Source organism: Nocardia sp. FBN12 (genome assembly GCF_054031145.1).
Genome location: NZ_CM132926.1, coordinates 5,577,009 through 5,595,287 on the forward strand (window position 1 = coordinate 5,577,009; position 18,279 = coordinate 5,595,287).

Annotated in this window: 20 protein-coding genes; 3 read left to right on the top strand and 17 right to left on the bottom strand. The window is 67.4% G+C overall.

What is annotated here, in order from left to right; genetic code table 11:
- Window positions 1-9: 9 nt before the first annotated feature.
- The 10 genes from ACWZHB_RS26305 to ACWZHB_RS26350 all read right to left on the bottom strand — a co-directional run bounded on the left by ACWZHB_RS26305 (window position 10) and on the right by ACWZHB_RS26350 (window position 11,066).
- Window positions 10-789: an SDR family oxidoreductase gene (locus ACWZHB_RS26305; RefSeq protein WP_427904470.1), complete on the bottom strand. Its 780-nt coding sequence runs from the start codon at window positions 787-789 to the stop codon at window positions 10-12.
- Window positions 790-863: 74 nt separating this feature from the next.
- Entirely contained in the window at window positions 864-1,295 is a 432-nt protein-coding gene (locus ACWZHB_RS26310) for a PIN domain-containing protein (RefSeq protein WP_427904471.1), read from the bottom strand.
- A complete protein-coding gene (locus tag ACWZHB_RS26315; RefSeq protein WP_056814932.1) occupies window positions 1,286-1,492 on the bottom strand; it encodes a hypothetical protein in 207 nt (68 codons plus the stop codon). The genes ACWZHB_RS26310 and ACWZHB_RS26315 overlap by 10 nt, the downstream gene beginning before the upstream one ends.
- 70 nt (window positions 1,493-1,562) lie before the next feature.
- Window positions 1,563-2,177 carry a TetR/AcrR family transcriptional regulator gene (locus ACWZHB_RS26320; RefSeq protein ID WP_427904472.1) on the bottom strand — a complete coding sequence of 205 codons (615 nt, stop codon included), beginning with the start codon at window positions 2,175-2,177 and terminating at the stop codon, window positions 1,563-1,565.
- A 4-nt stretch (window positions 2,178-2,181) separates the two neighbouring features.
- Entirely contained in the window at window positions 2,182-2,964 is a 783-nt protein-coding gene (locus ACWZHB_RS26325) for an enoyl-CoA hydratase family protein (RefSeq protein WP_427904473.1), read from the bottom strand.
- Window positions 2,965-3,372: 408 nt separating this feature from the next.
- Complete coding sequence (locus tag ACWZHB_RS26330) at window positions 3,373-4,533, bottom strand: acyl-CoA dehydrogenase family protein (RefSeq protein WP_427904474.1); 1,161 nt, start codon at window positions 4,531-4,533, stop codon at window positions 3,373-3,375.
- A gap of 71 nt (window positions 4,534-4,604) precedes the next feature.
- On the bottom strand, window positions 4,605-6,599 hold the full coding sequence (locus ACWZHB_RS26335) for an acetyl/propionyl/methylcrotonyl-CoA carboxylase subunit alpha (RefSeq protein WP_427904475.1): 1,995 nt from the start codon (window positions 6,597-6,599) through the stop codon (window positions 4,605-4,607).
- 8 nt (window positions 6,600-6,607) lie between these two features.
- Window positions 6,608-8,206, bottom strand: a complete 1,599-nt coding sequence (locus tag ACWZHB_RS26340) for an acyl-CoA carboxylase subunit beta (protein ID WP_378922301.1) — start codon at window positions 8,204-8,206, stop codon at window positions 6,608-6,610.
- Window positions 8,203-9,354, bottom strand: a complete 1,152-nt coding sequence (locus tag ACWZHB_RS26345; protein ID WP_427904476.1) for an acyl-CoA dehydrogenase family protein — start codon at window positions 9,352-9,354, stop codon at window positions 8,203-8,205. The genes ACWZHB_RS26340 and ACWZHB_RS26345 overlap by 4 nt, the downstream gene beginning before the upstream one ends.
- A complete protein-coding gene (locus tag ACWZHB_RS26350; protein ID WP_427904477.1) occupies window positions 9,351-11,066 on the bottom strand; it encodes an acyclic terpene utilization AtuA family protein in 1,716 nt (571 codons plus the stop codon). Before ACWZHB_RS26350 ends, ACWZHB_RS26345 begins: the two co-directional genes overlap by 4 nt.
- An 85-nt stretch (window positions 11,067-11,151) precedes the next feature.
- Here ACWZHB_RS26350 and ACWZHB_RS26355 point away from each other — a divergent pair, with 85 nt between their 5' ends.
- Both ACWZHB_RS26355 and ACWZHB_RS26360 read left to right on the top strand, forming a co-directional pair.
- Window positions 11,152-11,295, top strand: a complete 144-nt coding sequence (locus ACWZHB_RS26355) for a hypothetical protein (protein ID WP_427904478.1) — start codon at window positions 11,152-11,154, stop codon at window positions 11,293-11,295.
- 49 nt (window positions 11,296-11,344) lie between these two features.
- Window positions 11,345-11,683 (top strand): hypothetical protein, encoded by a 339-nt coding sequence (locus tag ACWZHB_RS26360; RefSeq protein ID WP_427904479.1) that lies wholly within the window; start codon window positions 11,345-11,347, stop codon window positions 11,681-11,683.
- Here ACWZHB_RS26360 and ACWZHB_RS26365 read toward each other — a convergent pair.
- The 6 genes from ACWZHB_RS26365 to thiO all read right to left on the bottom strand — a co-directional run bounded on the left by ACWZHB_RS26365 (window position 11,666) and on the right by thiO (window position 16,572).
- Entirely contained in the window at window positions 11,666-12,520 is an 855-nt protein-coding gene (locus ACWZHB_RS26365) for an adenylate/guanylate cyclase domain-containing protein (protein ID WP_427909301.1), read from the bottom strand. The two genes, ACWZHB_RS26360 and ACWZHB_RS26365, sit on opposite strands and share 18 nt — an antisense overlap.
- A gap of 240 nt (window positions 12,521-12,760) precedes the next feature.
- Window positions 12,761-13,522, bottom strand: coding sequence for an ABC transporter permease (locus ACWZHB_RS26370; protein WP_427904480.1), 762 nt, complete (start codon window positions 13,520-13,522; stop codon window positions 12,761-12,763).
- Window positions 13,522-14,457, bottom strand: a complete 936-nt coding sequence (locus ACWZHB_RS26375; RefSeq protein WP_427904481.1) for an ABC transporter ATP-binding protein — start codon at window positions 14,455-14,457, stop codon at window positions 13,522-13,524. Before ACWZHB_RS26375 ends, ACWZHB_RS26370 begins: the two co-directional genes overlap by 1 nt.
- An 84-nt stretch (window positions 14,458-14,541) precedes the next feature.
- Entirely contained in the window at window positions 14,542-15,297 is a 756-nt protein-coding gene (gene thiG, locus ACWZHB_RS26380) for a thiazole synthase (protein WP_427904482.1), read from the bottom strand.
- Window positions 15,290-15,505: a sulfur carrier protein ThiS gene (gene thiS / locus ACWZHB_RS26385; protein WP_378633691.1), complete on the bottom strand. Its 216-nt coding sequence runs from the start codon at window positions 15,503-15,505 to the stop codon at window positions 15,290-15,292. The genes thiG and thiS overlap by 8 nt, the downstream gene beginning before the upstream one ends.
- Window positions 15,502-16,572, bottom strand: coding sequence for a glycine oxidase ThiO (thiO, locus tag ACWZHB_RS26390; RefSeq protein ID WP_427904483.1), 1,071 nt, complete (start codon window positions 16,570-16,572; stop codon window positions 15,502-15,504). Before thiO ends, thiS begins: the two co-directional genes overlap by 4 nt.
- A gap of 211 nt (window positions 16,573-16,783) precedes the next feature.
- Here thiO and thiE point away from each other — a divergent pair, with 211 nt between their 5' ends.
- Entirely contained in the window at window positions 16,784-17,482 is a 699-nt protein-coding gene (gene thiE, locus ACWZHB_RS26395; RefSeq protein ID WP_427904484.1) for a thiamine phosphate synthase, read from the top strand.
- 87 nt (window positions 17,483-17,569) lie between these two features.
- Here thiE and ACWZHB_RS26400 read toward each other — a convergent pair whose 3' ends face one another.
- A complete protein-coding gene (locus ACWZHB_RS26400) occupies window positions 17,570-18,208 on the bottom strand; it encodes an NUDIX domain-containing protein (RefSeq protein WP_427904485.1) in 639 nt (212 codons plus the stop codon).
- Window positions 18,209-18,279: the final 71 nt, after the last annotated feature.

An 18,279-nucleotide genomic window follows, 5' to 3' on the forward strand; every position in this document is an offset into this window, starting at 1 on the left:
GGAGCAGCGTTATCGGGCGGCGGGTGCCGTGGCGGCGATCCACTCGGCGAAGGACGGACCGGCCAGGGTGGCGTGCGGGGACGGCAGGAGGGTGCCGTTTTCGAATTGCTCACGGTCGGGGTTGGCGGAGTCGGAGGTTTCGATGATCCCCAGCGCGTCACCGCGGGCCTCGACCAAGACAGCGGCCGCACCGGCCATGGTCTCCGGCCGCGGGCCTGCGATCTCGGGGAACGGAATATCCTCGGCGCCAATCGGATTCGTGGCGAGGTCGACCAGTGCCTCGGCGACAGTTCGAGCGGCGACCAGCTGGGTGCGCATGCCAGGGACGTAGGCGACAGCGTCCTGCGTGCCCCACCCGACCATCACCTCGACGAGTTCGTGGAACTGCGCCGCACGCAGAATCCGCACCGGTAGTGCACCTTTGAGCAGTTCCTGCTCGTGGGCGAGCTTGGCGGCGTTGTACCCGGCGAGCGAACCGTCGATCCCGATGATGGACACCACCACCAGCCGCTCGACCCCGGCCCGCTGGCCCGCCGCATGCAGATTGCGCGCGGTAGCGGTGAAGAACTCGGTCGCCACCTGCTGATCGGCCGAAGGCGTACTGGACGCGTCGATGACGATGTCGACCCCGGTCAACGCCTCGTCGAGACCCACGCCGGTCTCGATGTCGACACCGTTGGCCCGCGAGAAGGCGACGACGTCATGTCCACGCTCGGCCAGCACATCCACCACATGCCGACCCAGCCGCCCGGTCGCCCCTGCCACCGCGATCTTCTTCTGCTCCACCATGATCGACTCCTCCATTGCTTCTTCCGCGTTCACAGAGTCGACGAAGTAGGCGACCGGGGTGTGACATCACCTGGTCAGGACGTCTCGAGACTCCCCCGAGGCGCGACCCAGCGGTGATTGAGGTCCACCACCGACGCCACTGTTTCGAAATCGGAGTCGTAGTGGAACAGGACGAGGCGATGTTCGATCGCCAGCACCGAAGCGAGCAGGTCATGGATGCCGACCGCGCGGTGGCGGCTCGACCGCGCCAGTTCGCGTTGAATCGTGAAAGCGCTGTGCCAGTGTTCGTCATTGGTGGGCAAGTACTCGTAGGCTGCGCGGCGCCGAAAACGAATCTGTTCGTATTCGGCCGGGCTCCGGGCGCTGTAGAGCGCCTCGGAATCGAGCGGTGCGCAGGTGGCGACCAATCCGGCCTCGAGCAGCGGCCCGAGTGCGGCCCCCACGTCCGGATGGCGCATTCGAGCGGCCGCGCTGGTGTCGATGAGATACCGCGCCGTTATCGCCATACGTCGTCGCGCCGATCCTTGTCGGCCATTTCGGCCATCCCGCCGTTGACCAACCATTCGACTTCGCTGGCGCGCGCGTGCGCCACCACAGCCGAGTTCAGCGCGGCGCGAACGGTATCGGAGACCCCGGCTGTACCGAGCGCGTCCTGCGCGGACTCGAGTAGCTCGTCGTCGATCTCGATCAGGCGTTTGGTCATCGCACAGTCCCTCGATATATATTCCCCCATGTCCGAACTATATACCCCGAAACTACCAGGTCACAAGGGGTCAGTGGGGCAGATTCAGGGCGGTGTGGAGGGTGGCGGCCCATTGGTCGACGATGAGTTTGCGGCGGGCGGAGTCGTCGGTGAGGACGTCGGCGAGGCCGAGACCGCGGGCCAGGTCGAGGGTGGCCTGGACGAGGTGGTGGGTGACCGGATCGGAGTCGTCGACGCCGAGGGCTTCGATGGCGCGGCGGTGGGAGATGCGGCCGAAGCGGGCCTCGAGGGGCAGGATGCGTTCGCGCAGGGCCGGGTCGGCGGCCGCGTGGGTCCAGACCTGGAGGGCGGCTTTGAAGAACGGGGTGGTGTAGGACTCGACGAGCGCGGAGACGACGGCGCGCGTGCGGCCCTCACCCTGGGCGACCGCGTTCACCGTTTCGGCTTCGGCCTTGGCCTGGTCCATCCGGAACTCGAACATGAACTCGAGCGCGGCGGTGATCAGATCCTCGCGGGTGGGGAAATGGTGCTGGGCGGCGCCGCGCGACACCCCGGCCCGCTCGGCGACCACCGACACGGTGGCGGCTGCCCAGCCGGTTTCGGCCAGGCAGTCGATGGTCGCCTCCAGCAGCCGCTGCCGGGTGGCCCGGCTGCGGTCCTGCTTGGGTTCGTGGGGTGTCGCCATCGGACTATTGTGCCCAGCTGGGCGGACGCTTCTGGAAGAAGGCCGTCATGCCCTCGATCACCTCGGGCGTGCCGAAGAAGCTCGCCGACCGCTTGGCCAGTGCTTCGGCCTCGGCGTCGAACGTCGCCAGCAGCGCCGCGTTGACCAGTTTCTTGGACTCCGCCAACCCCTGCGGCGACCCCTTGCGCAGCTCGCCACTCAGGCGTTTCACCTCGGCGGCGGCATCCTGCGCGGCCACGGTGACCAGGCCGATCTCCTGCGCGGTCGCGGCATCGAACTTCTCGCCGGTCAGGAAGTAGCGGCTAGCGGCCCGCTGGTCCATCCGCGGCACCAGCGTGAGCGAGATCATGAACGGCGCCATCCCGATCCGCACCTCGGTGAGCGCGAAACTACTACCCGGCCCCGCGACAACGAGATCACAGGCCCCGATGATCCCCATGCCACCGGCGCGGACATTGCCGTCGATCTGCGCGATCACCGGCTTGGGCGAGGCGAGGATGCCGCGCAGCACGTCGATCATCACGCGGGTGCGCTCATCGGCGGCCACGGCCGGATCGGCGGTACTCGCCTCCTTGAGGTCCGCGCCCGCACAGAAAGTGTCGCCGGTGTGGGCGAGCACGATGCCACGCACAGCGGGATCGGATGCCGCCGCATCGAACCCGGCGAGCAGCTCACGAACAAGCCTGGACGAGAGCGCATTACGGTTGTGCGGCGAGTCGAAGGTCAGCGTGGCGAACCCGTCAACAACCTCATACCGCACATAAGGACTATCAGCCGATCCGTCCATCAAAGCCTCCTACTAGTTCCCAATTCCGCCATGACCGCACTCCCCCACCACACCGCCCACCCAGCCTGTCCCGTCTCCCACAACCCACCCCGCCAGGCCGTACACCCAGCCTGCCCCCCGTCTTCCACAACCCACCCAACCCAGCCACCACACTCCCGACCACCACACCGTGCACACCGGCCTGTCGCCGTCTTCCACAACCCACCCAATCCAGCCACCGCACTCCCGACCCTTAGGGAGGGACGGCCACGAAGTGGCCGGTCGCGGCCGGGTCGCCGGTTAGGCGCCGTTGCGTAGGCGACGAAGGAGCAAGCAACGGTGCCTAACCGGCGGCCCCTCGGGGCCGCGACTCGAGCGCGCCAGCGCTCCAATAAACACAGCCCCAAACCTCCCTGGGACTACCGAACATCAGTAAGACCTAGGCAACCCCAACGAATGCTGCGAAACAAAGTTCAAAATCATCTCCCGACTCACCGGCGCAATCCGCATGATCCGCGCCGCCTGAAGCATCGCCGACAGCCCGACCTCACGAGTCAGCCCCGAACCACCATGCGTCTGAATCGACTGGTCAAGCGCCTTGATACTGGCCTCAGCGGCAGCGTACTTGGCCATATTGGCAGCCTCAGCAGCACCGAACTCATCGCCCGTGTCATAAAGCGTCGCAGCCTTCTGCATCATCAGCTTGGCCAGCTCCAGCTCGATCTTGATCTGCGCCAATGGATGCGAAATACCCTGGTGCGCACCGATCGGCGTCTTCCACACCGTCCGCTCCTTGGCGTATTCCACCGCACGGTCGATCGCGTAACGGCCAAGGCCGATCGCCATGGCCGAGCCCATGATCCGCTCGGGGTTCAGCCCGGCGAACAGCTGCGCCAGCGCCGCATCCTCCGAGCCGACCAGGGCATCGGCGGGCAGGCGCACATCGTCGAAGAACAGCGTGAACTGGTTGTCCGGCTCGATGACATCCATCTCCTGGACGTTCTTCACCAGGCCGGGCGCGTCCACCGGCACGATGAACAGCGCGGGCTTGAGCTTGCCGGTCTTGTGATCCTCGGTCCGCGAAACCACCAGGATCGCCTCGGCCTGATCGACACCGGAGATGAAGATCTTGCGGCCGTTGAGGATCCAGTCGCCGCCGTCGCGGCGGGCGGTGGTGGTGATCTGGTGCGAGTTGGAGCCCGCGTCGGGCTCGGTGATCGCGAAGACCATCTTCGAGGTGCCGTCGGCGAGCTTGGGCAGCCAGTTCTGCTTCTGCGCGTCGGTGCCGTACTTGGTGATGATGGTGCCGCAGATGGCCGGGGAGACGACCATCAACAGCAGGCCCGCGCCCTGCGCCGAGAGCTCTTCCTGCACCAGCGCCAGCTCGTACATGCCCGCGCCACCGCCGCCGAACTCCTCGGGCAGGTTCACGCCGAGGAAGCCGAGCTTGCCCGCCTCGTCCCACAGTTCGGTGAGCGGCTCGTTCTTGCGCGAGAGCGGCAGCACGTAGTCGCGGTAGTTGTACTTCGACGCGAGCGACGCGACCGCCGCCCGCAGCGCGGTCTGCTCTTCGGTTTCGATGAAGCTCATGCTGAACCCTTCTGTCCTGACCCGGAGCCCTCCGTGGTCACGCTTCGCTACCGCCTCCGGGCTTGACCGGATCAGGACGGCTCCTGCTCTTCTTCCTCGACGACGGCGAGGACGGTTCCGACCTCGACCTGCTGGCCGACGGTCACGTTGAGTGCACTGAGAACGCCGGTGGCCGGTGCGGCGATGGTGTGTTCCATCTTCATCGCCTCCAGCCACAGGATCGGCTGACCCTGCTTGACGTGGTCACCTTCCGCGGCACCGAGGCGGATCACGCTGCCGGGCATCGGCGCGAGCAGCGAACCCGCCGCCACCTGCTCCGACGGATCGGTGAAGCGCGGCAGCCTGCGCACGGCCACCGGGCCGAGCGGGGAGTCGATCGCGACGAGGTCGTCGTAACGAGCGATCTCGAATTGCCTACGCACCGAGCCACGTTCGCCCGGAACACCGAGGACGACACGATCGGGCGCCACCGAGATCAGCTCGAGGCCGTCGTGGCCCTCGACCGCGATGCCGGTGCGGGTGAAGCGGTAGCGCACCTCGTGCGTGCCGGTGGTGCGGCTCTCGTAGGACTTGGTCTGCGGCTCCGAAGCCAGGTTGCGCCAGCCGCTCGGGGTGAGTCCGGCCAGGCGCGAGGTGCTGCGATTGGCGGCTGAATCGGCAAGTGCCGCAGCCACGATCGACAATGCCTCATCGGCCTCCGAGACCAGCGGTGCCGAGAGCACAGCCAGGTCGTGGGTGGCGAAGAAGGCGGTGTCGGTGTCACCGGCGAGGAACGCCGGGTGGCGCAGCACGCGCACGAGCAGGTCGCGGTTGGTGACGAGGCCGTGGATCTTGGCGCGCTGCAATGCGGTGGCGAGCAGATGCGCTGCCTCCGCACGGGTTTCGGCGTAGGAGATCACCTTGGCGAGCATCGGGTCGTAGTGCACACCGACCAGCGAGCCGTCGACGACACCGGTGTCCAGGCGCACGCCGGCCTGCTCGAGAACCGTGAATTCCCCAGCGGTGAACGGGATCTCGATCTTGTGCACCGGACCGCTCTGCGGCTGCCAGTCGTGGGCGGGGTCCTCGGCGTAGAGGCGAACCTCGATCGAGTGACCACGCTGGGCGGGCAGCGTCGCGGGCAGCGGCAGACCCGACGCCACCTGCAACTGCAGGCGGACCAGGTCGAGGCCGGTGGTCTGCTCGGTGACCGGATGTTCCACCTGCAGACGGGTATTCATCTCCAGGAAGAAGAAGTCGCCCTTCTCGTCAGCCAGGAACTCAACGGTGCCCGCGCCTTCGTAACCGATCGCCTCGGCAGCAAGACGCGCCGCCTCGAACAGCCGATCCCGCATGCCGTCGATCTTCTCGACCAGCGGCGATGGCGCCTCTTCGACGACCTTCTGATGACGTCGCTGGATCGAGCACTCACGCTCGCCCACGGCCCAGGTCTTGCCGAAAGTGTCCGACATGACCTGCACTTCGATGTGCCTGCCGGTCTCGAGGTAGCGCTCACAGAACACCGTCGGATCGCCGAAGGCCGACTCGGCCTCGCGCTGCGCGCCGGCGATCTGATCCCGCAATTCGGCCAGATCCCGCACCACGCGCATGCCGCGACCACCACCACCGGCGGACGCCTTGATCAGCACAGGCAGGTGCGCGTCGGTGACCTCGGCCGGATCCAGCTCGGCGAGAACGGGGACACCGGCGGCGTCCATCATCTTCTTGGACTCGACCTTGGAGCCCATCTGCTCGATGGCCGCCACCGGCGGGCCGATCCACACCAGACCCGCGTCGAGCACGGAGCGCGCGAACTCGGCGTTCTCGGACAGGAATCCGTAGCCGGGGTGGATCGCATCGGCACCGGCCGACAGCGCGGCCTCGATGATCAGCTCACCACGCAGGTAGGTCTCCGCGGGAGTGTTGCCGGGCAGCCTGATAGCGGCGTCGGCCTCGGACACGTGCGGCGACGCGGCGTCAGCGTCGGAGTAGACCGCGGTGGTGCCGATACCCATCCGACGGCAGGTGGCGAACACGCGGCGAGCGATCTCACCACGATTGGCAACAAGAACATTACTAATGGCCACAGCGCATCTCACATTCGGAAGACGCCGAAGCCCTCGGCGCCCTTGATCGGGGCTGTGTGAATGGCCGACAGAGCCATTCCCAGCACGGTGCGGGTGTCGCGGGGGTCGATGATGCCGTCGTCGAACAGCCTGCCCGACAGGAACATCGGCATGGCCTCGGCCTCGATCTGCGCCTCGACCATCGCGGCGAGACCGGCGGCGGCCTCCTCGTCGAACGGCAGGCCCTTGGACTCGGCCGCGCCGCGCTGCACGATGGTGAGCACACCGCCCAGCTGCGCCCCACCCATGACGGCGGATTTCGCGCTCGGCCAGGCGAACAGGAAACGCGGGTTGAACGCGCGCCCGCACATGCCGTAGTGCCCGGCACCGTAGGAGGCGCCGACCAGCAGCGAGATGTGCGGCACCGTGGAGTTGGCGACCGCGTTGATCATCATCGCGCCGTGCTTGATGATGCCGCCGTGCTCGTACTCCTTGCCGACCATGTAGCCGGTGGTGTTGTGCAGGAACAACAGTGGCGTGTTCTTCTTGTTGGCCAGCTGGATGAACTGGGTGGCCTTCTGCGATTCCTCGGAGAACAGCACGCCGCGCGCGTTGGCGAGGATGCCGATCGGGTAGCCGTTGATCTCGGCCCAGCCGGTGACCAGGCTGGAACCGTAGAGCGGCTTGAACTCGTCGAAGTCGGAACCGTCGACCACGCGGGCGATGACCTCGCGCGGATCGAACGGGATCTTCAGGTCCGAGGGCACGATGCCGAGCAGTTCCTCGGGATCGTAGATCGGCGAGATCACCTCGGCGCGCGGCTCGGGACCCTGCTTCTTCCAGTTCAGGCGACGAACGATATTGCGGCCGAGGCGGATCGCGTCCTGCTCGTCGGCGGCCATGTAGTCGGCCAGACCCGAAGTGCGGGCGTGCATCTCGGCGCCGCCGAGGGTCTCGTCGTCGGAGTCCTCACCGGTGGCCATCTTCACCAGCGGCGGGCCCGCCAGGAAGACCTTCGCGGCTTCCTTGACCATCACCACGTAGTCGGACATGCCGGGGATGTAGGCGCCGCCCGCGGTGGAGTTGCCGAAAACCAAAGAGATGGTGGGGATTCCGGCCGCGGAGGCTTGGGTGAGGTCGCGGAACATCGCGCCGCCCGGGATGAAGACTTCCTTCTGCGTCGGCAAGTCCGCGCCGCCGGACTCGACCAGCGAGATCACCGGCAGCCGGTTCTCCCGGACGATGTCGTTGATGCGCAGCGTCTTGCGCAGCGTCCACGGGTTCGATGTGCCGCCGCGCACCGTCGGATCGGGCGCGACGATCATGCACTCGACACCCTCGACGAGGCCGATACCGGCGATCGTCGACGCGCCGACGTGAAAATCACTGCCCCACGCGGCAAGTGGGCACAGTTCGAGGAACGGCGAGTCCTCGTCGAGCAGCAGTTCGATGCGCTCACGGGCCGTGAGCTTGCCGCGCTTGTGGTGCCGGGCCACTTTCTCGGGGCCGCCACCGGCGATGGCCTTGGCGAACTCCGCCTCGACCTCGGTGAGCTTGGTCGACATCGCCTCGGCGGCCGCGGTGTACTCGGGCGAGGCGGTGTCGATGATGGAACGGAAGGTCGTCACGACTGGTACCCCAATACTTTCGACGCCAGCATGGTCAGGATCTCGTTGGTACCGCCGCCGATGCCGATGATGCGCACATCGCGGTAGATGCGCTCGACCTCGGCCTCGCGCATGTAGCCCATCCCGCCGTGCAACTGCACGGCCTGGTTGGCCACCCATTCGGCCGTCTCGACGGCGTTGTTCTTGGCGAAGCAGACCTGGGCGATCAGGTTCTCCTCACCGGCGACGTAGCGTTCGACCAGCGCTCGCGTGTAGGTGCGCGAAATGTCCACGCGCTGAGCCATATCCGTCAGCGTCATCTGCACCTTCTGGCGGCTGATCAGCGGACGGCCGAAGGTCTCGCGATCACGGCACCACTGCACGGTGAGATCGAGCGCGCGCTGGGCCAGCGAATACGCCTGCACCGCGAGGCCGACCCGCTCGCTGACGAACGCGGCGGCGATCTGCGCGAAGCCGCTGTTCTCGGCGCCCACCAGATTCGACGCGGGCACCCGCACATCCACATACGACAGCTCGGCGGTGTCGGAGGCCAGCCAGCCCATCTTCTCCAGCTTGCGGCTGACGGTGAAGCCGGGAGTGTCCTTCGGCACCAGGATCAGCGAAACACCCGCCGCGCCAGGGCCGCCCGTGCGCACCGCGGTGACGACGAAGTCTGCGCGACAGCCCGAGGTGATGAACGTCTTGGCGCCGTTGATGATGAAGTCCTCGCCATCACGCACCGCGGTGGTGGTGAGGTGGCCGACATCGGAACCGCCGCCGGGTTCGGTGATGGCCAGCGAACCGATCAGGTCACCGGCCAGTGTCGGCTTGGCCCACTGGTCGATCTGAGCCTGGTTGCCCGAGGCGATCATGTGCGGCAACGCGATGCCGCAGGTCAGCAGCGAGGCCCACAGCCCACCGGACGCGCCGGCGACATGGAACTCCTCGCCCACGATCACCGAGTCGATGGCATTACCGCCCTCGCCGCCCGCCGATTCCGGGTACTCGATACCGAGCAGGCCGAGTTCGCCCGCTTTCTTGTGCAGCTCGCGCGGCAGCTCGCCCGCGCGCTCCCACGAGTCGAGGTCGGGCAGGATCTCCCGCTCGACGAACCCACGCACGGTGGCGCGCAGCTCTTTTCGCTCCGGTGTTTCCCAAACAGACGTCATGCGAGCAGCTCCGTCGGCATATCGATGTGGCGGGAGCGCAGCCATTCGCCGAGCCCCTTGGCCTGCGGGTCGAAACGCGCCTGGTAGGCGACGCCCTTGCCGAGCAGGCCGGAAATGATGAAGTTGACCGCGCGCAGGTTCGGCAGCACGTGGCGGGTGACGGTCAGTTCGGCCGTCTCGGGGAGGAGTTCTCGCAGCTTTTCGACGGTGAGGGTGTGCACGAGCCAGCGCCACTGGTCGTCGGTGCGCACCCACACGCCGATATTGGCGTCACCGCCCTTGTCGCCGCTGCGGGCGAGCGCGATCGTGCCGAGCGGGACTCGACGGGTTTCGGCAGGCGGCAGTGGTGCGGGGAGTTCCGGTTCGGGAACAGGCTCGAGGACAACGGTTTCCGTGGCAGGGGCGATATCGATACGGGAGCCGTCCGCCAGCACCGCGACATGCGGCACCTCGTGCGCATCGACGAAGCCGGGGGTGAAGACACCGTAGGGCGAACCGTTTCCGGGCAGTGCGGTGAAGCTGGCTCCCGGGTAGCTGGCCAGCGCCAATTCCACGGCGACACTGGAGAACCCGCGGCCGACCTTGTTCGGGTCGGGATCGCGCACCACACAGCGCAGCATCGCGCTGGCCTGCTCCTCCGTCTCGGCGTCGGGGCGGTCGAGGCGGGCCAGCGTCCAGGTGAGTTCGGCGGGCTTGTCCGGCAGCCAGGATTCCAGCTGTCGCCGCGCCAGATCGGCTTTGGCCTCGATGTCGAGGCCGGTGAGGATGAACGACATCTCGTTGCGGAAGCCGCCGAGGGTGTTCAGCGAGACCTTGAGCTGCGGCGGCGGGGCCTCACCGGTGACGCCGCTGATCAGTACCCGGTCCTTGCCCTGCTGGCTCAGCGCGATGCTGTCCAGGCGGGTGGTGACGTCGGGTCCGGCGTAGCGCGCGCTCTGGATCTCGTACATGAGCTGGGCTTCGACGGTGTCGACGGTGACCGCGCCGCCGGTGCCGTCGTGCTTGGTGATCACGCAGGACCCGTCGCGACGGATCTCGGCGATCGGGAAACCGGGGCGGCCGATGTCGCCGAGTTCGGTGAAGAAGGCGAAGTTGCCGCCGGTGGCCTGGGTGCTGCACTCGATCACATGGCCCGCGACCACCGCACCGGCGAGTGCGTCGTAATCGGTTCGGGCCCAACCGAAGTGGGCCGCCGCGGGACCCACGATCACGGAGGCGTCGGTGACCCGGCCCGTGACTACGATGTCGGCGCCGGAGTTCAAGCACTCGACGATCCCCCACGCGCCGAGATAGGCGTTCGCGGTGAGTGGCTGGCCGAGGTCGAGCTCGGCGGCGCGCGCCACCAGGTCGTCGCCTTCGACGTGGGCGATCTTGGCATCGAGCCCGAGTTCGGCGGCGACCTTGCGCAGCTGCTCGGCCAACCCGGCCGGATTCAGGCCGCCGGCATTGGTGACGATCTGGACGTTCTTCTCGAGCGCGAGCCCGAGACAGTCCTTGATCTGCTTGACGAAGGTCTTGGCATAGCCGAGGCTCGGATCCTTCATCCGGTCGCGACCCAGGATCAACATGGTGAGTTCGGCGAGGTAGTCGCCGGTCAGCACGTCGAGCTGGCCACCCTCCAGCATCTCGCGCATAGCGCTGAGCCGGTCACCGTAGAACCCGGAACAATTCCCGATCCGGATCAGGTCCGGGTCAGCGGAGAGAGCACTCATGGCACCCAGGATCGCAGCGCTTCAGAAAAAAAGCAAGCACGCGTGCTTGTTAATCGCGAACAATTCACCAGGCAAGATGGAGCCCATGCTGTCCGTCCTCCTCTTCGCCCTCGCCGGATTCCTGCTCGGCGGCGCGTACACGACCTGGAAGAACAATCGCGCGATGGCGATCGGTCTGATCGTCACCGCTGTCCTCGCGGCCGTCGGTGCCGTGCTCTGGCTCGAGTAGCAAGGGTTTCGCAAGATCAGGGCAAGGCGAAAGCTGTTGGCTTGCCGACATGTTCACTTGGTATGTCGGCCTGCTCGCAGTCAGCGGCCTCGCGATGATCATCATGGCCAACATCGACAACGGCCGCGGTGAGCTCTCGCGTGCCCTCAACGCCGTGTTCGGCGTCGTCTTCCTCGGCTACGCGGGCTACCTGGCGTTCGTCTTCGACGGCGGCAGCTACCTGATCTTCTTCTCCGCGTTCATCCTGCCGGTGCTGATGATCATCGACTTCGTGCGCTCGACGAACTGGCAGGCGCTGACCGACAAGCCGACCCCGACGCAGAAGGCCTTCCGCGAGTATTGGAAGGAACAGGATCGGCTGGCGAAGAACTCAGCTCGTCGTGTGTAGTTTGAAGATCCTGACGTCTTCTGGCACACCGTTCAGTGGTGCGGCCCAGAAGTTGCGCTTGTAAGGTTTTGCGATAACGCCCAGCTCATCGAGGGTTTCCGGGCGCAGCGCGGCCAAGGTGGTGCTGGAAATCATCGTGTTGCCGTTGCCGCCTGCCTCCATCATCCGGGCGGCGATATTGACGTCGACGCCGAGCCAGTCGCCACCGATCTCGCGGGGGGAACCAGTGTGCAGGCCGACTCGCATGCGCGGGGTATGACCTTCGATCTCGACTCCGGCGAGATTGCGCCGCGCCGCCAGCGCGGCGCGCACGGCCCGGTCGGGCGAGGAGAACACCGCCATCAGGCCGTCGCCCATGCGCTTGACCACCTGACCGCCACGCTCGACGATCGGCGGCTCGATGGCCTTGGCGACCTTGCGCAGCAGCTCCAGCGTGCGCTCGTCGCCCACCGACAGCGACCAGCTCGAGAACCCGACCAGATCGGTGAACACGATGGTCACCTCCGCGGTGCCACGTCCACGGCCGATCCGCTCCAGCCCGGCCTGCCACACCTGCAGCGCGCCGAAACCGATTTCCCTGGCCGCGGTCGGGGCGCCACCGACGATCTTGTCCGCCGCCCTCGCCACAGCGCGCGCACCGCCGGGACCCGTCACCGACAGCGGATCGCCGAACGCGGGGTCACCGGGTAACTGTTGACGTGCCTTGCGCAGCGCGCCGATCACGTCGGCCCGGCGGTTGGCGGCCTGCAACTTCGAGGAGATCTGGGGGCGCTTCCTACCTGCACGCGCACCGGGGTCGGATTCGGCGGATGCACTCACGATCGGCTCCAACGGGATGGACACGTCCGCGGCGGCATCGCGCCGCGGATTCACCCCGCCAGAAGGCGTTTCACTCACGCTCAAAAGGTTATCTCACCCGACAACGACCGCCGGTCCGCTGCTGGTGTGCAGCGGACCGGCGGTCCTACCTTCGAGCTACCGGGCAGCGGAAGCTCGAAGGTCGGGTCGCGCGACCTCCCGACAAGGTCGCGGCCCTCGCGACCCGGGCCATTACGAGGGCGGGCCCGGGTTGGATTGTCAGGCGTCGCGGCGGTTGACCAGCACGAGCGCGCCGGCGAACACGATTCCCACGAAGACGCCGAAGTAGATCAGGCTGCCCCACACGCCCCAGTGCCAGTCGCCTGTCACGGGTTGGTCGCTCAGGAAGCGGTTGATGTTGGCGAAGGGGAGGAACGGGGTTACCGTGCGGCCGAAGCTGCCGAACGCACCGAGCAGGGTCTCGATCAGCAGTGGCCACAGGATCAGCAGCGAGATCGCGGCGGCCGACTGACGCACCAGCACACCGACCCCGACGGCCAGCATCACGCACAGGATGGCGTAGATCGGCAGGCCGTAGATGGCGCGCCAGTTGCCGTCGAGCACCAGGCCCGGCGCGTTGTCACCCGAGATCGCCTTCGCCACGACGAACGCGATCAGTCCGAGGACACCGGTGAGCACGGCCGAATAGGCACCGACCAGCGCGGTCTTGGACAGGATGACCTTGGACCGGTTCGGCACCGCGAGGAAACTCGACCGGATGACGCCGAAGCGGTATTCGCTGGTCACCGACAACGCGGCCATGATCATCAAGACCGTCACACCGAAACCGGTGATACCGGAGACAGCCGCGCTCGGGGTGAGCGGCGGCGGGCCCTCGCCCGGATTACCCGTCGAGTCGGCATTGAGGACCAGTGCCATCAGCACGGCGAATCCGATGCCGAGCACGACCACGGCCACCGAGCACCACCAGGGTGAACGGGTGGAGGTGAGTTTGATTCGTTCCGCTGCGAGCACGCCCATCAGAGCGCACCTCCCATCGCCTGGTGGTCGAAGCTTTCACCGTGGTACTCCACGGCGCCGCCGGTCATCCGCATGAACGCTTCCTCCAGGGAGGCCTGCTGCGGTGCCAACTCGTAGAGCGTGACGTTGTTGGAGCCCGCCACCTTGCCGACCTCGTCGGAGGTGACACCCGCGACGATCAGCGCGGCGTCGCCCTCTTCCTTCACGGTCATGCCGTGCGAGGTGAGCAGGCTGCGCAGCTGATCCAGTTGTGGGCTGCGCACGCGCACCGACTGCTCGGAGGCGCGGTCGATGAACTCCTTGGTGGAGCCGTCGAACATCAGCTGACCACGGCCGATCACGATGAGCTGCTCGGCGGTCTGGGCCATCTCCGAGAGCAGGTGGCTCGAGACGAGCACCGTGCGACCCTCGGCGGCCAGGCGCTGCATGAACCGGCGGATCCACAGGATGCCCTCCGGGTCGAGGCCGTTGACCGGCTCGTCGAAAAGCAGCACCTTGGGGTCACCGAGCAGCGCGCCCGCCAGGCCGAGGCGCTGCGACATGCCGAGCGAGAACCCGCCCGCGTTCTTGTTCGCCACCTCGGACAGGCCGACGAGGCGCAGTACCTCTTCGACCCGCGACTTCGGGATGTCGTTGGAGGCGGCCAGCCACTCCAGATGGGCACGCGCCGAACGGTTCGGATGCACCCACTTGGCGTCGAGCAGCGCACCGACCTGCGTGAGCGGGCGCTCCAATTCGGGGTAGTGCTTGCCGTCGATGAGCGCACTGCCCGCCGTCGGCTTGTCCAATCCGAGGATCATCCGCATGGTCGTCGATTTACCGGCACCGTTGGGTCCGAGGAACCCGGTCACCAGTCCTGGTCGGACGGTGAACGTGAGGTCCTGCACCGCGACGGTCTGGCCGAATTGCTTCGTCAGGCCCTTCAGCTCGATCATGAGCCCAGCTTGCCTGAAGATCCCCGTTTCGCGCGTCGCCGGAAAGTAGCGAGTCGGGTCATCCTCGAGGATGACCTTCGACCCTTAGCGGGATGGGGAAGAAGCCTGAGCCCAGAAGCGCTTGGGAATGCGGCCCGCTTGTCTGGCCAGGTAACCGGCCGTGACGGCGGCGGACATGGCCGATGCCATGAGTTCGGGTTCTCGTGCCCTGGTCACGGCGGTGGCGAGGAGCACTGCCGAGCAGCCGAGCTCCATGGCGAGGGCGGCGTCGCTGGCGGTGCCGATGCCCGCGTCGAGGATGACGGGGACGCCCGCGGCCGCGACGATCATCTCGATGTTGTGCGGGTTGCCGATGCCCAAGCCGGTGCCGATCGGGGAACCGAGCGGCATGACGGCGGCGCAGCCTGCTTCTTCGAGCCGACGGGCGAGGACGGGGTCGTCGGTGGTGTACGGCAGGACCACGAAACCGTCGTCGACCAGCTTTTCGGCGGCGTCGAGGAGTTCGAAGGGATCGGGTAGCAGGGTGCGGTCGTCGGCGACCACCTCGAGCTTCACCCAGTTGGTGTCGAGGGCCTCGCGCGCGAGTTGGGCGGTGAGTACCGCTTCGGCGGCGGTGCGACAGCCCGCGGTGTTGGGCAGCAGGGTGATGTCGAGGCGTTTGAGGAGGTCGAGGACGCCGGTGCCGCCCGCGGCGTCGACGCGGCGCATGGCGACCGTGGTGAGCTCGGTACCCGACGCGATCAGGGCCTGTTCGAGGACGGCGAGGTTCTCCGCGCCGCCGGTGCCCATGATCAGGCGCGAATCGAACTCCTTGTCGGCGATCCGCAGCGGCTCAGCCACCCTGCACCGCCGTGAGCACCTCGATGGTCCAGCCGCGGCCGACCGGTTCGTCCCAGCGGGATTTCGAGAAGACCGCGCCGTCGACCGCCAAGGCCACACCCTGGCAGGGCAATTCGAGCTTCGTCAGGAGTTCGCGGACGCTGAGCGGCTCGGGGAACTCGTGGTCGACACCGTTGACGGTGACGCCGATCGGGATGGTCGAGGTCATCGAACTCCTCCTTGCGACAGTGCTGAAAAGCGATGGGGTGAGGCGATTTCGGCGATACGGAGGGTCGCGCCGTCGAGCAGGGCCTGCACGACCGTGGCGGTGAGCGCGAGGGTGAGCATGCCGTTGCGGCCGTGACCGGTGGCGGCGATGACCCGGTCGTCGAGGTGGCCGAGCAGCGGGAGATTGTCGGGAGTTCCCGGTCTCGAACCCGCATTCGCTTCGGCCAGTTCGTATTCGGCGATGCCGGGCAGGATGGTCTCGGCATCGGCGATCAGGTCGCGGACGCCGCCGACAGTGACGGTGGTATCGAAGCCTGCTTCGTATTGTGTTGCGCCGACGACGATTCCGTCCTCACGAGGGACGAGGTAAACCTGTCTGCCGTGCACGCGGGCGCGGATCACCCTGGTCGGCGGCGGGCTGACACCGGGCCTGCGCCGCAATCGGAGGATCTCACCCTTCACCGGACGCACCGCGAGACCGGGCCAGAGCTCGGCCGAGCGGGCGCCCGCCGCGAGAACGATCCGGTCATGAGGTAGATCATCCAGTGCGACAACAGCTTCGGTGCGAATCTCGATCCCCGCGCAAGCTCGCTGGAGCGCCCGCAGCACACGGCGGTTGTCGATGGCGGGTTCGGTTTTCGCGTACAGGCCCGCTCGGACGGTTCGCGCGAGTGCGGGTTCCAGCGCACGGACTCCCTCACGATCGAGCACTGGCAGGTCATGACCGAAATCCGCCAGCCACTCGGAGACGGTGCGGAGGTCGGTCGCGTCGGCGCCGTCGAGCGCGACGGTCAACGTCTCATCGGCCACGAACATCGACTCGCCCGAGATCTCCCGCAAGCGCTCGGCGAAGGCAGGCCACTCGGCGAGCGCGGCAGCGCCGAAGACGAGCACGCGATCCTCACCGGGCCAGCCCTCCGACAGTGGCGCGAGCATTCCGCCTGCCACATAGGAGGCGCCACGCGCGGGCTCCGGATCGAAGACGGTGACCGTCCAACCGGCCTCCGCGGCCCGCCATGCGACAGCGAGTCCGACGGCGCCGCCGCCAACGACCGCCAGAGTTCGCATCACGTTCCTACCTGTCTGTCTCTCTCGCGGCTGGCGCCGCGGGTTTTCGGCCTGTTCCCTCGATCTTCCCTCCCTCCGGGCACTCCTTCGTCGCACCCTCCACTCAGTCCAGATCAAGGCGGCCGAAAACCATACTTCCGCGCAGCTCGTCGCCCCGGGCTTCACGCCGCGGCGTTCGCACTTCAACGGTAGCGCGACTACCGTCAGGACCGTGCAGCCCTCCCATCCGAACCGTTCCGTCCCGCCCCGGGAGCGCCTGTCGAGTGCGCTGCTGTATCTGTGCACCGATGCGCGCCGGGAGAAGGGCGATCTGGCCAGATTCGTCGACGCCGCGCTCGCCGGTGGCGTCGATATCGTGCAGCTCAGGGACAAGGGGTCGCCGGGTGAGGCCGAATTCGGTGCGCTGGAGGCGAAGGCCGAGCTGGGCGCGCTCGCCGAGATCAAGGCCGCGACCCGCAGGCACGGTGCCTTGCTCGCGGTGAACGATCGCGCCGATATCGCGCTGGCCGCCGGTGCGGACGTGCTGCACCTGGGCCAGGGTGATCTGCCGCCCGCGTACGCACGACGCGTCGTCGGCCCGGACGTGGTGATCGGCCGCTCCACCCACAACCGCAACCAGGCCGGCCTGGCCGCGATCGACGGCCACCTCGACTACTTCTGCACCGGCCCCGTCTGGACCACCCCGACCAAGCCAGGCAGGCAGGCCGCAGGTGTCGACTTCCTCCGCTCGACCGCCGACGCGCACCCGACGCTGCCCTGGTTCGCGATCGGCGGAGTCGACGCGCAGCGTCTCCCGGAGGTCCTCGCGGCCGGTGCGCGCCGCGTTGTGGTCGTGCGCGCGATCACCGAAGCCGCCGATCCCGAGGCCGCCGCGCGGGAGCTCAAGCAGGCCCTGCTCGCCGCGAACTGAGTCAGCTCGGCCAGCGGCGGTCGGACCTGTGCATCGGCGGCCTCGACAGGGGCTCGGTCGAGTGACGGGGAACAGCGCCGACAGCGCTCAGGTCAGGATGTCTGCTCGGGTGAGGGTGGGGCCGTCGAGAGCTGCCGCGTCGAGGACGATCTCGATGCCCGGTCCGTCGACCCTCGCGTGCAACCAGAAAAACCCATGGCCGGGCAGTTCGATGGTGCGGGGTAGTGCGTCGGCGAGCTCGCGGTCGGCCTCGAATCGCACGCGCAACGGCACCGCGCGCAGCTCGATCCAGGCGGTCGCGAAGCCGGGGTGCAACGGCAGGTCGGCGACCTCGTCTTCGGGAACCCACGCCAGTTCGGCGCTTTCCTGGTTGGCGACCGTCGGCAGCGGTTTGTCCGCGTCGGCGATGACGGTGATGTAGGTCCAGCCGCTCGGGGCAGTCATGGTCAGTCGCTCGGCGCGGACCCGGAGGTCGTCACCGGTGATGCCCGCTTCCTCTTCGGCCTCGCGGACGGCTGCGTGCTCGGGTGACTCGTGCGAATCGCGCGCCCCACCCGGCAACGCCCAGGTACCACCCTGATGACTCCACGGCGCCCGGTGTTGCAACAGCACCGCCGACCCGCCGCCGGGCAGCGGTGCGCGCAGCAGCAGTCCCGCCGCACCGTACTTTCCCCAGTGCTTGATCCCGTCGGTGCTCTTGTACCAGCCGTCTCCGTCGCCGCGCATCCCATACTCTTTCCTGCGAGCAGCCGAACAGCAACCGCGTCGGGGGTGTGTGAGGGGCTGCGCTACCCGTA

Excerpts from the sequence above, each read along its gene's own strand:
- ACWZHB_RS26400 (WP_427904485.1), bottom strand. The coding sequence starts at position 18,208 with ATGCGCGGCGACGGAGACGGCTGGTACAAGAGCACCGACGGGATCAAG.
- thiO (WP_427904483.1), bottom strand. The coding sequence starts at position 16,572 with ATGCGAACTCTGGCGGTCGTTGGCGGCGGCGCCGTCGGACTCGCTGTC.
- ACWZHB_RS26330 (WP_427904474.1), bottom strand. The coding sequence starts at position 4,533 with ATGAGCTTCATCGAAACCGAAGAGCAGACCGCGCTGCGGGCGGCGGTC.
- ACWZHB_RS26370 (WP_427904480.1), bottom strand. The coding sequence starts at position 13,522 with ATGGGCGTGCTCGCAGCGGAACGAATCAAACTCACCTCCACCCGTTCA.
- ACWZHB_RS26360 (WP_427904479.1), top strand. The coding sequence starts at position 11,345 with ATGTTCACTTGGTATGTCGGCCTGCTCGCAGTCAGCGGCCTCGCGATG.
- ACWZHB_RS26305 (WP_427904470.1), bottom strand. The coding sequence starts at position 789 with ATGGTGGAGCAGAAGAAGATCGCGGTGGCAGGGGCGACCGGGCGGCTG.
- ACWZHB_RS26345 (WP_427904476.1), bottom strand. The coding sequence starts at position 9,354 with ATGACGTCTGTTTGGGAAACACCGGAGCGAAAAGAGCTGCGCGCCACC.
- ACWZHB_RS26320 (WP_427904472.1), bottom strand. The coding sequence starts at position 2,177 with ATGGCGACACCCCACGAACCCAAGCAGGACCGCAGCCGGGCCACCCGG.
- ACWZHB_RS26325 (WP_427904473.1), bottom strand. The coding sequence starts at position 2,964 with ATGGACGGATCGGCTGATAGTCCTTATGTGCGGTATGAGGTTGTTGAC.
- ACWZHB_RS26375 (WP_427904481.1), bottom strand. The coding sequence starts at position 14,457 with ATGATCGAGCTGAAGGGCCTGACGAAGCAATTCGGCCAGACCGTCGCG.
- ACWZHB_RS26355 (WP_427904478.1), top strand. The coding sequence starts at position 11,152 with ATGCTGTCCGTCCTCCTCTTCGCCCTCGCCGGATTCCTGCTCGGCGGC.
- thiS (WP_378633691.1), bottom strand. The coding sequence starts at position 15,505 with ATGACCTCGACCATCCCGATCGGCGTCACCGTCAACGGTGTCGACCAC.
- ACWZHB_RS26315 (WP_056814932.1), bottom strand. The coding sequence starts at position 1,492 with ATGACCAAACGCCTGATCGAGATCGACGACGAGCTACTCGAGTCCGCG.
- ACWZHB_RS26350 (WP_427904477.1), bottom strand. The coding sequence starts at position 11,066 with ATGAGTGCTCTCTCCGCTGACCCGGACCTGATCCGGATCGGGAATTGT.
- ACWZHB_RS26310 (WP_427904471.1), bottom strand. The coding sequence starts at position 1,295 with ATGGCGATAACGGCGCGGTATCTCATCGACACCAGCGCGGCCGCTCGA.